Source organism: Alistipes sp. CAG:29 (genome assembly GCF_000435435.1).
GTDB classification, from domain to species: Bacteria; Bacteroidota; Bacteroidia; order Bacteroidales; family Rikenellaceae; genus Alistipes; species Alistipes onderdonkii.
Genome location: NZ_FR893476.1, coordinates 40,721 through 56,654, shown reverse-complemented (window position 1 = coordinate 56,654; position 15,934 = coordinate 40,721). Strand labels below are relative to the sequence as shown.

General features: G+C 61.9%; 7 protein-coding genes and 1 pseudogene. 6 read left to right on the top strand and 2 right to left on the bottom strand.

Annotated elements, in window-relative coordinates; translation table 11 throughout:
• Together QVP03_RS09610 and QVP03_RS09605 are read right to left on the bottom strand one after the other, a co-directional pair.
• Nucleotides 1–572 (bottom strand): annotated as a pseudogene (locus tag QVP03_RS09610) (beta-galactosidase); the annotation flags it as partial.
• A 3-nt stretch (nucleotides 573–575) separates the two neighbouring features.
• The gene (locus tag QVP03_RS09605) at nucleotides 576–3,839 is read right to left on the bottom strand and encodes a glycoside hydrolase family 2 TIM barrel-domain containing protein (protein WP_022333257.1); all 3,264 of its coding nucleotides are present in this window, start codon (nucleotides 3,837–3,839) and stop codon (nucleotides 576–578) included.
• A 214-nt stretch (nucleotides 3,840–4,053) separates the two neighbouring features.
• Between QVP03_RS09605 and QVP03_RS09600 the strand changes: the two genes are divergently transcribed.
• From QVP03_RS09600 to QVP03_RS09575, 6 genes are all read left to right on the top strand, one after another.
• A complete protein-coding gene (locus tag QVP03_RS09600) occupies nucleotides 4,054–5,463 on the top strand; it encodes a cellulase family glycosylhydrolase (RefSeq protein ID WP_022333256.1) in 1,410 nt (469 codons plus the stop codon).
• Between the two features lie 254 nt (nucleotides 5,464–5,717).
• Nucleotides 5,718–9,020, top strand: a complete 3,303-nt coding sequence (locus QVP03_RS09595) for a SusC/RagA family TonB-linked outer membrane protein (RefSeq protein ID WP_276637539.1) — start codon at nucleotides 5,718–5,720, stop codon at nucleotides 9,018–9,020.
• 11 nt (nucleotides 9,021–9,031) lie between these two features.
• Nucleotides 9,032–10,801, top strand: coding sequence for a RagB/SusD family nutrient uptake outer membrane protein (locus QVP03_RS09590; protein ID WP_022333254.1), 1,770 nt, complete (start codon nucleotides 9,032–9,034; stop codon nucleotides 10,799–10,801).
• Between the two features lie 56 nt (nucleotides 10,802–10,857).
• Nucleotides 10,858–13,680 (top strand): SusC/RagA family TonB-linked outer membrane protein, encoded by a 2,823-nt coding sequence (locus QVP03_RS09585; protein WP_288210743.1) that lies wholly within the window; start codon nucleotides 10,858–10,860, stop codon nucleotides 13,678–13,680.
• Between the two features lie 26 nt (nucleotides 13,681–13,706).
• The gene (locus QVP03_RS09580) at nucleotides 13,707–15,365 is read left to right on the top strand and encodes a RagB/SusD family nutrient uptake outer membrane protein (RefSeq protein WP_022333252.1); all 1,659 of its coding nucleotides are present in this window, start codon (nucleotides 13,707–13,709) and stop codon (nucleotides 15,363–15,365) included.
• 18 nt (nucleotides 15,366–15,383) lie between these two features.
• Nucleotides 15,384–15,917, top strand: a complete 534-nt coding sequence (locus QVP03_RS09575; protein WP_022333251.1) for a DUF1735 domain-containing protein — start codon at nucleotides 15,384–15,386, stop codon at nucleotides 15,915–15,917.
• The last annotated feature ends 17 nt before the right edge of the window (nucleotides 15,918–15,934 follow it).

The window sequence follows — 15,934 nt, the reverse complement described above, 5'->3', positions numbered from 1 at the left end:
TGGAACCGCTCTTGCGTGAAGTCGGCTTTCAGGTAGCCGTTGTCGTAGGCCGGAGTCTGCTGTGCGGCTTTCCAGCGTGCGAAAACCTCGTCGGTCAGGTCGTTTCGCCCGGGCCCCGTTCCGCCCGTCCCCGGTTCGTTCTGCAACACCCAGGTGTCGAGGGCGGGATGCCCCCTGAAGTGGCTCACGACGGCTTCGATGTAATCGGCGATTTCCAGCAGGTGGGCTTTCGAGCGGGGGAATTTGAATCCGCCCACGTCGCCCAGCTCGTCGGTCGGCGGGAAGAGCGTGGCGAAGAGTTTTACGCCGTGTTTCCCGGCGGCATCGAATGCTTTGTCGTAAAGCGTGAAATCCCACGATCCGTCCGGGCGCAGCATGTGCGCCCCGAACATCCGGATGCGTGCCGTTTCGAATCCGTGCTGCGCGAGTATCCTGAAGAACCCGTCGATCTGCTTGTCGGTCTGCCCCGGTTCGATGAACACCTGCGCCCCGATCTGCGGGTATTCGGTGCGTTGCGGGTAAAGGGGTTGGCACAGGAATCCCAACGCCAGTAACAGGATTATCTTTTTCATGGTCTATCGTTTGTTGCAAAGCCTCCGGCCGTTGCGGATTGCTTCGGATTCGTTGTTGCAGGGAAGTAGCGTGAATTTATAGGCATAGCGTTTTGCCAGCAGGCGGTACTGCTCTGAGGGGCGCGCATTCAGGCTCCAGGTATCGGTTCCCCCGACCCCGGCCTGTACGCAGTCTATGTTGACCGTCAGGGCATCCGGAAGCCGCTCCACTTCGGTGACGTGGCGTGCCCTGTCGAGCGCCTCCTGCGTGCAGTCCCATACCGACATGCTCAGGGGGCTGTCTCCCGCGATCTGGATGCCGTGCCCGTTGCCCTCCGTCAGCGTGAGCCAACGCACTGCGCAGCGGTTGCCGTTCTCCTGCGGGGTGATGTAGTCGTGCATGAAGTCCCCGGGCGTACCCCGGTAGAGGCCGAGCAAAGCACCGCACGAGCGGTCGGAGTAATTTTCCTGGGGCCCTTTGCCGAAGTAGGCCATCCTCCCCAGTGTATTGGGAACCCGGGTTCGGAGCCCCGCGCGCAGCGGTTCCGGCAACTGCCCGGCGATCTGCAGGTCGTACGACACGGCCAGCGCCCCCGTGCCGTCGAGCGTATAAACCAGCGTCAGCCGCACGCTGTCGGGAACCCCCTTTTCGACGTGCACCGTCCCTGCGGCTTCGTCGATGCGGATGCCTTCCGTCCGGATCCTTCCGGGCATCTCTTTCCAGCATCCGGCGATCTGCCCGACGCGCCATCCGCGCCAGTCGTTGTCGGTCGACGCCCGCCAGAAGTTCGGCCGCAGGGTGTCGCATACCAATGCCTTCCCGCGTACCGTATAGGAGACCAGGTAACCGCTTCTGCGGTCGATTTCCGCCCGGACACCCGCGGCGCTCAGCACGATGCGCTCCCCGTCCTGCGAGACGGCCGCCCTGCCTGCGGCGGGTTTATGCGCGGGAGCCTTGTAGAAAGGCAGTCCGAACTGCTCTTGCGCAGCGATGTGCCCGGCCCCGGCGTAAGGGGTCGCCCGTTTTTCCCGGGCCTGTACGCGGAGCAGATATTCGGCGCCGGGTTCGGGCTCGAAGGGGCGGAACCCGACGGTGGCCGGGGCGCTCTTGCCCGCGGGTGTCGTCGGCACGTCGAAACTGCCGCGCTGCAATACGCCCTTGTCGGTCGATATTTCCCAAGTGAAGTCGTAGCGGTCGGTCGGGGAGAAGAAATTACGGTTGTGTACGACAACCCTTCCGGCAGCAAGGTCGTCCGCCGTGAACCCGATGGGCTGGAATACATATTTGCACTCCAGTGCCGCGGGCTTCAGCGTACGGTCGGGGTTGACGATGCCGTTGCAGCAGAACGCCGCGTCGTGATGCTCCCCTGCCGGTTCGAAATCCCCGCCGTAGGCCCAATAAGTGCGTTGGCAGGTGTCTTTTTTGACCAGCCCCTGCTCTGCCCAGTCCCAGATATGGCCGCCCAGCAGTCCCTCATGGCTGCGGATGACCGTCCAGTAGTCGTTCAGCCCGCCGGTCGAATTTCCCATCGAGTGGGCGTATTCGCACATCAGCACGGGGCGGTCGATCCGCGGGTTGAGGGCCATGCGCTCCAGCTCCCCGACCGTGGGATACATGCGGCTCACGATATCCACGTAGGCGGGATCGGTCGGATTGCCGCCGTCCTGCGGCTGTTGCGGGGTGCCAGGCTTCCCGTCTGCGGGGGCGGCACTGGTGAATACGGCCGCCGAAGTGCGCCTGAGGGGTACGTAAAGCGGGCTCGCAGGTTGTCCCTGCGCCCCTTCGTAGTGGATCAGGCGCGTGGGGTCGTAATCCTTGGCCCAGCCGGCTGCCGCCGCGTGCGCCGGGCCGCATCCCGATTCGTTGCCCTGCGACCACATGACGATGGAGGGGTGGTTGCGGTCGCGGACGACCATCCGGCTCACACGCTCCAGGAACGGAACGGCCCACTCCGGGTCGTTCGAGAGCTTCCCGCCCGAACCGTGGCTCTCGATGTTGGCTTCGTCGATGACGTAAAGGCCGTAGCGGTCGCACAGCTCGTAGAAATAGGGGTCGTTGGGGTAGTGGGACGTACGCACGGAGTTGAAATTCAGCAGTTTCATTAGCCTTACGTCCTGTTCCACCCCTTCGCGCGTGACGGTCTTTCCCGTATATTGGTCGTGGTCGTGGCGGTTTACGCCGTAGAGTTTCACGGGGACGCCGTTGACCAGCATCTCGCGTCCGCGGAGCCGGACGTCGCGGAACCCGACCTTGCAGCTGCGCGATTCGGCGACCTGCCCGTCATCGTTGCGCAGGGTCAGCACGAGGGTGTAGAGCGCAGGGTTCTCGGCGCTCCATTTTTCGGGTGCCGCGATGCGCTGCTCCATCAGTGCGAAGTAGACGTTGTCGCGTTGCGGGTAAGCCTCCGACAGGATTTCTTCGACCGGTAGTCCCATTTCACGGCCTTCGGGCGTCCCGTCGGGGGCATAGAGTTGCGCCCGCAGATGCCATCCTGCCGCCGGGGTGCCCTCGCGCAGGTCGATCGTGGGGCGTATCTGCAACAGCGCGTCGCGCATGTCGCCGTCGAGCAGCGTCCGCACCCCGAAGTCGCCGATGGCCACGTCGGGTTTTGCGGCAAGGTATACTTCGCGGTGTATGCCCGCCATGCGCCAGTGGTCGGCATCTTCGAGGTAACTGCCGTCCGTCCATTTGAAAACCTTCACGGCGAGCGTGTTCTCGCCCGGTCGCAGCAGGCCGGTGACGTCGAATTCCGAGGGCAGGCAGCTGTCCTCGGCATATCCTGCCAGGGTGCCGTTGACCCAGACGTAATAACCCGAGTATACACCCCCGAAGTGCAGCACTACCCGGTCGCCTTCCCAGCTTCGGGGTACGGTGAACTTTCGGACGTAGCATCCCGTCGGGTTGTCGCGTGTGATCGACGGCGGCCTGAACTCGAACGGATAGGGGATGTTGGTGTATATCGGATACCCGTAGCCCTGCATCTCCCAGCACGAGGGAACCTCTATCTCGTCCCAGTTTCCGAGGTCGGCGTCCGGTTGCCAGAACCCTTCGGGGCTTTGGGCGGCGTCTTCCGCAAAACGGAATTTCCAGACGCCGTCGAGCGGCATCATCCGTGATTGGGCGCGGTCTCCCGCCAGTGCATCCTGCGGGGTCTTGTAGGAGTAGGAGGTGGCCCGGGCGGGCAGGCGGCGCAGAGCGTTGACGTGCTGGTCGGCGTCCCATCCGTCGGCGGCTGTTGCGGCGCCGTATGCAAGCGTGCACAGGAAGATTGCCGTAAGTCGTTTCATAGTTCGGATAAGGTAGAGTTTTCGATGGAACAAATATAGGAATACTCCACCCGCCGGATTTGCACGGATTTATCAAAAATTAACAGAAAACCGGCCTTTCGCCCCTCCTGCGCTGTCCCGACGAAAATGTGTTAGCATCTGCTGAACCGGTTACATTCCGTGCGCGGGGAATTCCCTACTTTTATCCTGTCGCTCAAACCTAAGACTACGACCTATGAAACGACTCATCCTTTTGACCTGCCTCCTTGCCTTCGTGTCGGTAGCGGAGGCGTGGGCCAAGCGCCCCGGGCGCTCCTTCAGGCGCTCTTTCGTCCAGGTAAGCGCCCGGGATTCCCGTTATTTCTGCCTTTCGGACGGGCAGCCGTATATCCCCGTGGGATGCAACATCGCCGCGATGGGGTCGGTTGCCGACATGGAACATTACCTCGGGGAGATGCACCGCCACGGCGCCAATTTCGGCCGCGTGTGGCTCAACACGGGCCTCTTCGAGATCGAAACCCGCTACGGCGAGGTGGACAGCGCCAAGCTCGTGCGTATCGACCGCCTGCTGGAGCTCGCCGACCGGTACGGCATCAAGATCAAATTCTGTATCGAGAGTTTCCGCCATATCCGACCGGGCGTGAACAAGTGGGACACCAAAGCCTCGTACCATACTTCCAACGGCGGCCCGTTTGCCGATGCCGACGATTATATCACTTCGCAGCGTGGTGAGGAGGAGTTCCTGCGCCGCGTGCGCATCTTCCGCGAGCGTTACGGCGACCATCCCGCCGTTTTCGGCTGGGAGCTGTGGAACGAAATGAACGCCGTGGAGACGCCCGAGGAGCACCTGCGCGCGTGGAATGTCCGTATGCTGCCGCGTGTGAAGGAGATCTTCCCGAAAAACCTGGTGATGCAGAGCCTCGGCTCGCTCGACCGGGAGTCGAGCTTCCCGATTTATGAATTCATCAACCGCCTGCCTTCGAACGAGGTGGCGCAGGTGCACCGCTATATCGACGAGGGTGCCGAACTGGCCGTGTGCGGCGCTCCGGTCGACAGCATGGCCTCCGATGCCATCGCCGTGCTGCGCGGATACGGCCTCCGCAAACCGATGCTGCTGGCCGAGTCGGGCGCCGTGAAACCCGTGCATACCGGCCCCCATCCTATATATAAGGTAGATACGATGGGTTCCGTGCTCCACGACGTGCTCTTCGCCCCCTTTTTCAGCGGAGCCGCCGGGCCGGGGCACCTCTGGCATTGGGATCACCATATCGACAAGCAGCATACCTGGTTCCAGATGGGGCGCTTCGCGCGTGCCGTCGAAGGTGTCGACCCCCTCCGCGAAGGGTTCGAACCCGTGCGCCGCGATACGGCAGGGCTGCGGGTCTATGTGCTGCGGGGCGAACACACGCTGCTTGCCTGGTGCCGCGATACGGTGAGCACGTGGCGGCACGAGCTCTCCGAACGCATTCCGGCACAGCGACTGTCCGGCCTGCAGGTCGACTTCACACCGCTGCTCGGCGGGCGCAGGGTGAAGAAAGTGCGGATCTACGACCCCTGGCGGGACGAGTGGGTGCGCGCGTCCCGCCGTGCCGACGTATCGCTTCCGGACTTCACGCGCTCGGTGGTCGTCCGGATCGAATATTGAAGCGCAGGAGGGTGGATGATGAAAACGGACAAATAAATGATAAATCCGTTCTTTATATCCCTGTTCCGTCTTCCTAAATTTGTTGTAACGAAAATCCTGAAGCATAACCAAACCTATCAGCCTATGAAAGAAAAAGACGCTCCGACCTTTTCGATTTTGTGATCCGGCCCTCTCGGTGAACCTCAGTGCGGGCCTGTCCCGCGGCGGCGATTCTCCCCGCGGGACGCAATCAACCAACTACAACCTAAATACCTATGAAAATGAACCATTATTTGAATGTGCCGGGGCTCCTGCGCAGATTCGCGAAGATCGGGCTGGCTCTGCTGCTCGTCCTGCCGGTCGCTTTCGGCGCCGGTGCGCAGGACGTCTCCCCTGCCAGGGTCTCCGGGACGGTCGTCGACCAGCAGGGCATGCCGGTCGTCGGGGCCGGAGTGGTCGTCAGGGGAACCCAGACTGGCTCCGTGACCGACCTCGACGGGCGTTTCACGGTCATGGCGGCCAAGGATGCGACGTTGACAGTTTCATTTATCGGCTATACCACCCGGGAGGTGCCCGTAGGAACCCAGACCGATATCCGCATCGTGCTCGAGGAGAATGTCCAGAGCATCGACGATGTGGTGGTGGTCGGCTTCGGCACCCAGAAGAAGGAGACCGTCACCGGCGCCATCGGGCAGCTGTCGGGCAAGGAGCTGATGCGCTCCCCCGTGACCAATATTTCCAATGCCCTCGTAGGGCGTATCGCCGGTATGGCCGCCGTCCAGAAGACCGGAGAGGCCGGCTTCGAGGAGTCCACGATCCGCGTGCGCGGCGTGGGGACGTATGCCGGCGACCAGAATCCGCTGATCGTCATCGACGGCATCGTGCGCGACATGACGGCCTTCAACATGCTCGACCCGAACGATGTGGAGAACGTCAACGTGCTCAAGGACGCTTCGGCGACCGCCGTGTACGGCGTGCGCGGTGCCAACGGCGTCATCATTGTGACGACCAAGCGCGGCCGCGAAGGCAACCTGAAAATCTCGTTCACGGCCAATGTCGGCTTCACCTCCCCGACGACCCTGCCCAGCCTGGTCAATTCCTACGACTATGCCGTGCTGCGCAACGAGGCGTTCGCCAACGACGGCAAGCCCGACGACATCAAGGTCTTTTCGCAGGACGAACTGTGGAAATTCCGGCATAACCGCGACTATACGCCCTCCGAGGTCGAGGCGATGGGACACCTTTCGCCCGAACAGAAACAGGCGCTGCTCGACAGCCCCGCCATCTACTACGGCAGTACGGACTACATGAAGCGGATTTTCGACGCCGGGGTGTCGCCCCAGCAGCAGTACAGCGTCAATATCTCCGGCGGTACCGAAAAGGTGGCCTTCTTCACCTCGGTGGGGTATTCCAACCAGAAGAGCCTCACCAACGACTTCGGGTTCAGCGATGCGGCCTCTAACTCGGGCAGCCACAAATATAATTTCCGCACCAACTTCGATTTCAACATCATCCCGCTCACCGAGATCAATGTTTCGCTCTCGGGGCAGGTGCGCGAGACGAAGATCATCACCGACCGCAACAGCAGCGTGGACATGTGGGGCCGTTACCGCGACCTGATGCTCAATATCTACGAAGCCCCGCCCTTCTCGGCGCCGGGCGTCTCCGACGGCCGCATCATCACCGATTATGCCGGCGGTACGATCATGGACAGCAACAAGGGCGCATGGGGCAAATCCCCGATCGCCTACATGCTCGAAAAGGCACAGGCGCGCATCAACCAGAGCAGCCTGAATACCTCGATCCGCATCCGCCACCGGATGGATTACCTCGTCGAAGGGCTTTCCGTACGCGGGGCGTTGTCGTATGACCATTATTTTACCAAGACGCTGCGCGTCACCCCCAACCTGCCCGTCTATTCGATCACGCGCAACCCCGCCGATCCGGCCGAGCTGCTCTATTACGGCGGCGAACACAATGCCAAATCCTACGAGGAGAGCGGCTGGGGCAAAAACCGCAAGGTCTATGTCGAGGCCGGCATCGACTTCAGCCGCGATTTCGGCAAGCACGCCGTCACGGCCATGGCGCTCGTCACCGGCGAACGCTACACCTCGCCTGGGCTGAAGTACAACGTCCCCCGCGGCTATTACGGTGTGGTGGGGCGTGTCACCTACGGTTACGACCAGCGTTACCTGGCCGAATTCAACATGGGATACAACGGTTCCGAGAACTTCGCGCCCGGCAAGCGGTTCGGGTTTTTCCCGGCCGTTTCGGTAGGCTGGGTCGTGTCGAACGAACCCTACTTCCCGAAGAACGACATCCTCACGTGGCTCAAGTTTCGCGCCTCGTACGGGCAGACCGGCAACAGCGAGATCGGCGGCGACCGCTTCCTTTTCCTGCCCGGCACCTGGGGCAGCCACAGCTACGGCCCCTGGAACGGCACTCCGCTCGACGGGTATTTCTTCGGCTCGTCGAACGGTTCGGTCAATAACCCGGCCTTCCCCGGCAAATACGAACAGTCGACAGGCAACCCCGACGTCACGTGGGAGAAGAAGGAGTCGTACAACATCGCCGCCGAGGTGCGCATGTTCCGCGATCGGCTCTCCGTCACGGTCGACCTGTTCGAGGAGAAGCGCAACAACATCCTCACCAAGCTGGGGGTCACGCCGGGCATCATCGGCCTGAGCGGCGACGCCCTGCCGCCCGTGAATGTGGGGCGCATGAGCAACCGGGGTTACGAGATACAGGTCTCGTGGCGCGACAACGTCGGCACGGATTTCTGGTATGAAGTGGGCGGACAGGTCTCCTATGCCGTCAACAAGATCGACTACAAGGCCGAACCCTCCTACATGTACGCCTGGATGAACGAAACGGGCTTCGCCTACGGACAGTACAAGGCCTATTACAACGAAGGCTTTTACAATACGCCCGAGGAGGTCGCCAACCATCCCTACAATGCCATCGACGGCAACCGTGTCCAGGGCGGCGACCTGCGTATCGTCGACGTCAACGGCGACGGCATCATCGACGACAAGGATATCACCCCGACGGGCTTCTCGAACGTCCCGCGCTTCGCGTTCAGCAGCAACCTGAGCTTCGGCTACAAGGGGTTCGAAATATCCGCGCTCCTTACCGGTTCGGCGCAGGGGACGTTCAACATGAACGGCTACCTCATCACGCCCTTCGCCCAGGGAAACGGTACGCCGCTGAGCTATATGAACGGCCGCTGGACGCCCGAACGCCATGCCGCCGGCAAGCATATCACCTTCCCGCGCATGTCCGTGAATATGGCCAACAGCCAGAACAACCAGAACAATGCCTTCTGGTTCCGTTCGACCGACCATATCAAGCTCAAGAACGTCGAGGTGGCCTATACGTTCCGGAACGCCCGCTGGATGCGCAAAGCGCATATCGGCTCGATCCGCGTATTCGTCAATGCCAACAACCTCTGTACCTGGGGCGGCAAAGACCTGATCGACGGCATCGACCCCGAGCTGGTGCAGGACGGCAGTACGTCCGAAGGCATCATCTACCCGCTCACGCGCGTGTATAACTTCGGTTTCAACATCCAATTTTAAGTCGCAGCCTTATGAAAAAGACCATTTATACGCTTCTCGGCCTGTTGCTGGCGGCCGGCCTTACGTCCTGCCAGGACTGGTTCATCGAGAAGCCCGAAGTGACGGGCATGGATCAGGACGAGGTCTTCAGCACGGCCAAGAACGCCGAGGGGGCGATCGCCGAGGCCTACGCCACGATCCTCTCCTCGGGATTGCCCGTACTGGTGTGGAACAACTCCCCGATCATGCCCTACGAGACGACCGAAGCCATCATGGGCGGCGAAGACCTTTGCCGCCTGACATGGGGATACATGGACAAGCAGGTCGTGGCGGGTATGCTGGCCAACAACGAGAATAACGGCGCCGGTTATACCGACGACTATTTCCCCAACAACTACGCCTACATCCGCAAGGCGTGGCTCGTGTACGAGAACATCGACAAGGTCGCCGACATGTCCGACCGCGACAAAGCCATCGTCAAGGCCGAAATGCAGGTGCTGGTGGCTTTCCGCTACGTAGAGATGCTCAAGCGCTACGGTGGCGTGCCGCTGGTCGAATCGACGCTCACCACGGTCGACGTGCGCCCCCGCTCTACCGTGCAGCAAACCCTCGACTTCATCGTCGGGCTGTGCGACGCGGCCGCCGCGACACTCGAAGGCGTGCGCTGGCCGGCCGACTGGCTGGGGCGCGTGAACAAGGGCGTGGCGCTGGCCGTCAAGGCCGAAGCGCTGATGTACGCCGCCCGTCCCCTCTTCAATGCCGACGCCCCCTACATGCAGATGGCCGACCCCGCGAACAATGAGATGATCTGGCTCGGGGGCTACGATGCCAAGCGCTGGGAAACGGCGCGCCTGGCCAATCAGGAGGTGATCGACTGGGGCAAGGCCAACGGCTTCGAGCTGATCGACACGGGCGACCCCATCAAGGATTACGGCACGGCCGTCGGCACGCCGTCGAACCGCGAGGTGCTGCTGGCCTACAAGCAGCAGCGCGAGGCCGACGATAACGGCATCTACAAGAACTACACCTTCATGCCGACCCACACCGGCCACGACCTGGGGCAGTACCGCGGCACCGGCTACGGTCAGCTCTGCCAGTACCGCAAGGCCGACGGTACGGATCAGACGTGGGCGGGCGTGGACGACTGGCGCCCGGCCGGCGAATACCGCGACAAGGCCGAAGAGTTGGAACCCCGCGCGCAGGCGTCGCTCTATTTCTACGGCGTCAACCCCAAGAACAATACCGGCAACAGCCGTTGGGATCTGTACCAGAACTGGCAGCTCGAATACAAGTGGCAGGACGGCTGTGCCAAGAACATCAAATTCTGGTATGAAGCCGGTTCGCGCGAATGGTTCGAATTCCCGATCTACCGCATGGCGGAGTTTTACCTCAATATCGCCGAGGCCTACAACGAGGAGGGCAACCCGACCATGGCGCTGCGCTACCTGAACGACATCCGCAGGCGCGGGGGCATTCCCGATGAAACGCAGACCGACCGGGTGCGGCTGCGGCAGAGCATCCACCGCGAATGGGCCGTGGAATTCTACGAGGAGAACCAGTGGTATCCCCACGCCCGCCACTGGAAGCAGGGGGCGTCGATGGTCGGCGGGGCCAAGTACAAGTTCGAGTTCTCGCAGGCCGCCGGCGTGTCGTGGAACCCCCGCAAACCCGAGGAGTTCGCCAATTACACGCGCAAGCCCTCCTATGTCCCCGAATACACGTGGCACGAGCGCATGTCCCTTTCGCCCTTTACGCTCAGCGAGGTGAATAAGGGCTATCTGGTGCAGAACCCCGGATATTGATCCGCCCATACACAATCGTTTACCGAAAAAATCAGAATTACATGAATCCCAACCATATGAAAAGTGTGTTTCTCGGAGGCGCGGCACTCGCGGTTCTGGCCGTCGGTGGTGCCGGCCCGGTTTCCGCCCGGGATACCGCGGCTGCGGAACAGCCCGACAGTGCGGCCCTGGTATATGTGATCCCCGGGACATCGGCTCGCACGAAGGCAATGCTGGTCACTTCGTCCGTCTCTTCCATGACGGGAGACGAGGTATCCATCCCCTCGGCCAATATCAACAACATGCTTTACGGACGTATCCCGGGGCTCGTCGTGTCGCAGACCAACGGGGAACCCGGCTACGATGCCGCTACGCTCAGTATCCGCGGCGTGGCGACCTACAACAACTCGTCGCTGCCGGTCTATGTTGACGGCTTCCAGACCAATATGGCTTATTTCCAGTTTCTCTCGCCTGCCGAGATCGACCGGATCGAGGTGCTGAAGGATGCCGCGGCGCTGGCTCCCTTCGGCATGAGGGGCGCCAACGGCGTGATTTGGGTCACGACCAAGCGCGGTCGTATCGGCCGCCCGCGCGTCACGGTCAATGTCCGGGGCGGCGTGCAGCAGCCCATGAACCTCCAGAAACCGTTGCGTACGGGCGACTATACCCGGCTTTACAACGAGGCGCTGAGCAACGACAACGGCAACGTCTGGACACCCTATTACACGGCCGACCAGGTCGCCCGACTGCCCGACGTGGACTGGTACCGCGAGGTCACCAAGAAGGCCACGCCCTATACCGATGCCGACGTGTCGGTCTCGGGCGGCGACAAGACCGTCCGCTATTTCGTGCTGTTCGGCTACATGGGGCAGCGGGGAATCTACGACACGCCTACCAACGACACGCTGGCCAACGCAGGCATCGACCGCTACAATATCCGCACGAACCTCGATATGAACCTCTTCGGTTTCCTGGAGGCCAAGGTCGATGTCGGGGGCCGGATCGAAGACCGCCGTTACCCCAACCGCGCCGCGGGCGACCTGTGGAACGACCTTGCCAAATACCCCAGCTCGGTTTATCCCGTGCGCAACCCCGACGGGACGTGGACGGGTACCCCGATCTACAATTTCAACCCCCTGGCCTCGATCAAGGCACTGGGGCGCAACTCCACGCACGACCGTACCCTGCAGGCCAATTTCCAGCTCAGGGAGCGGCTCGATTTCCTCGTGGAGGGGCTCTACCTTTCGGAGGCGATGTCGCTGAGCAGCTGGACGCGCGACGGTGCGAGCAACACGCGCAACTATTCGCGCTGGCTCGACGGGGTGCAGCAGACCACCGATAACGACACCCCCTATACCCGTGGCGAGGACAGCGGCCAGAACCAGTGGACGTGGCAGCACTACAATGCCACGGTCGGCTACGACGGCACGTTCGGGCGGCATGTGGTCTCCGCCTCGGCCGGGATACTCTACAATATCTACAAGACCGACTTTTCGCAGAACGGCGCTGCCGGCAAGATGGTCGAATACCGTCACATGACCGTCAACGGGGCGGTCAACTATGCCTATGACGACCGCTATGTGGCGACCTTCTCCTTCGCCGCCGACGGTTCGGACAATTACAGGCCCGGCAACCGCTGGGGGTTCTATCCCTCGCTCGGCCTTGGCTGGATCGTCTCCCGCGAGCGTTTCCTGCGGGACAGCCGCACGGTCGATCTGCTCAAGCTCAGGGCTTCGGTCGGTAAGAACGGCTGGGATCCGATGGGCGAGATGCGTTACCTCTGGGAGGGCTACTATACCGGCCGCGGCGGCCTCAATACGGGAAACTCCGAGCACACGTGGCACGGGGGAACGGCGCTGTCCTACCTCCCGAACCCCGGTATTTTTGCCGAAAAGAGCCTGAAGTACGACGCCGGCATCGACCTGCGCCTGTGGAACAGGTTGTCCCTGAACGTCGACCTGTTCCTCGAAAAACGATCGGGCATCGTGACCCAGGACTGGATGATCCCCGGTGCCTCGGGCGTGGACAATCCGCCTTACCGCAACATCGGCAGGATGACCAACAAGGGCTTCGAAGTCCAGCTTTCCTGGGCCGACCGCATAGGCGATTTCAATTACGCGCTCACGGGCATGGCCTCCTACAACAGCAACAAGGTCGACTATATGGCCGAGGTCGTGACCGTGCCGACCGCGGCACGCACGGGACGGCGGCTCGACGCCCTGTTCGGATATGTGGCCGACGGGTTCTACGACTGGGACGATTTCGACGTCGGCGGCGAACTCAGGGAGGGGCTTCCCAAGCCTACGTTCGGTGCCGTGCAGCCCGGCGACATCAAGTATAAGAACCTGAACGGCGATACGGTCATCGACGAGAACGACCAGACGGCCATCGGCGACTCGTACCTGCCCAAGTTGCAGTACTCGTTCTCGCTGGCGGCGTCCTACAAGGGGTTCGACCTCTTCGCCCTCTTCCAGGGGGCGGCCGGCCGTGACGTGAACCTGCTCGATGCGCCCTTGCAGAACGTGGCGTTCCGCGACAACGGCAACGTATACGGGATTGCCGAAGGCCGCTGGGCCTACTATCCCGAACAGGGCATCGACACGCGGGCTACGGCCACCTATCCGCGCCTTTCGTTGCAGGACAACAGCAACAACTACCGCAATTCGACACTCTGGAAGCGCAGCGGCGACTTTCTGAAGCTGCGCAACGTGGAACTGGGATACACCTTCGCGCAGCCGTCGCTGAGCAAGGCCGGCATCTCGAAGATCCGCATCTACCTGAGCGGTGTCAACCTGCTGACCGTCAGCAAGCTGATGCGCGACTACGACATTGACCCCGAAATCCTTTCCGGCCACCCGGCGCTGAAATCCTACAATCTGGGACTGACCGTAACCTTCTAAACATGACTGCCATGATACGAAAAAATATGAAAATCCTTTTCGCGGGCGTCCTCCTCTGTTCGCTGTCCCTGGCGGGGTGCGATGCGCTCGACACCAAGGAAGACCTGAACCTGACGGACGAGATGATGGCCACGCGCCGTTACCAGATGTTCGACTGGGGCTACCGCGTTTACGAACACATCCCCTACGGGTTCACGGCGATCGACGGCAACCTCTTCGCAGCCGTTTCCGACGAGGCGCAATACGTGACCACGTTCAGTTCCACGCAGCGGTTCAACGAAGGCAGCTGGAGCGCCTATTACAACCCCGACGATTGCTATACGAGCTATTACAACGGCATCTATGCGGCGCACGACTACCTCGATAAGTCGGTGGATTACAGGTATATCCTCGGTATGCACCGCGACACGCTCACTTCGAACGGCCTGGACAGCTACCGCCGCGACATCGTCGACGTGCAGCGGCTGCGCGCCGAGGCGCATGTGCTGAAAGCCTATTATTATTTCGAGCTTGCCAAGCGTTACGGCGGGGTGCCCCTCATCGACCGCGTATATGCCGACCAGAAGGAGGCTAACCTTCCGCGCGGCACGTTCGACGAGGTGGTCGGACTCATCCTGCGCGAGATCGAGGGGGTGCGCAACGAACTGGTCGTCGACTGGCGGGCCGAGAACCTCGAGGAGAAGTCGGGCCGGATCACCCGCGGCGCGGCGCTGGCCCTCAAGTCGAGGGTGTTGCTCTATGCCGCCAGCCCGCAGTTCAATCCCTCGGGCGAAAAGTCCAAGTGGGCTGCCGCTGCCGCTGCGGCCTTCGAAGTGATCAACATGGGCATTTATTCCCTGCATCCCGATTACGGCGGGCTGTTCGTCGCCGAAACCTCCACGACCAGCCCCGAGACCATCTGGGCGGTGCGTATAGGGGCGACCAACGAGTTCGAACGCAAGAATTACCCCATCGGCACGCAGGGCGGCGGTACGGGTATCTGCCCTTCGCAGAACCTCGTGGAAGCCTATGAATCCACGGGGGAGGATACGGACGATGCCTATGCCGGCCTCGACCCGCGCTTCTACGCCACCGTCCTGCGCAACGGCGATACGTGGAACGGGCGCACGCTCGAAATCTATGCGGGCGGCGCCGACGACCCCGCCCGGCAGAACGCTTCGCCCACGGGGTATTACCTGCGCAAGTTCCTGAACGAGAACCTGAACCTCACCAATGACGACAAACGGCTTCGCAGCTGGATCGTTTTCCGCTATGCCGAAATATTGCTTAATTTTGCCGAGGCGATGAACGAAGCCTACGGCCCCGACGACGCCCACGGCTACGGGATGAGTGCGCGCGACGCCGTGGATGCCGTGCGTGCCCGTTCCGGGGTGGGGATGCCCCCGGTCGATGTCGACCCGGGCGATGCGGCCGCCATGCGCACGGCCATCAAACACGAACGCCGCATCGAGTTGGCCTTCGAAGACCATCGCTACTGGGATCTCCGGCGCTGGGACGATGCCGGGACGGTGCTCAACCGGCCCCTGCGCGGCGTGAAGGTGACCCGCAGCGGCGACGGCTTTGCCTACACGCCGTTCGAAGTGGCCAAACGCACCTTCGAGGCCCCGAAAATGAACCTTTATCCGATCCCGCAGGCCGAAATCGTAAAATCGGGCGGGGTACTCGACCAGAATCCGGGTTGGTAGACCGAAAAATATCGAACTATGAGAACGATCGTTACATTCTTTTCTGTGCTGCTCCTCGCATGCGGGGCAGCCTCATGCCAGAAGGCCGACAGCGAGAGGCCTTGGGGCAGTGCGGTGATCTATATGCCGCAGGCCGGTTACACTCCTTATGCCGTGCCCAACGGCGGGACGGCGCAGCAGTCCAACAAGAATTACCGCATCGACACGCAGGCGGGGAAGGTACACATTTTCCTGGGCATCTACCGCGCCGGGCTGGCCGAGTTGCAGGCCTACACGGTCAGCGTCTCCGTGGGCAGCACTCCCTTGGACGGGACTGTGTTGCTGCCGGGCCGGGCATACACGCTGCCTTCCTCGGTGAGCTGCCCCGACGGGAAACGCGATGCGACTTTTTTCCTCACGGTCGACATCGCCTATCTGAAGGCGAATGCCGACAAGGATTTTTCCCTGCCGGTCACCATATCCGACCCGACGCGTTATGCGCTCAACGACAAGCTCACAACGACGCAGGTGCGTATCGACACGTCGGAGCTGCTCTCGAAGGAGGGGCTGTAACCCGGCTTTGCCGCCAC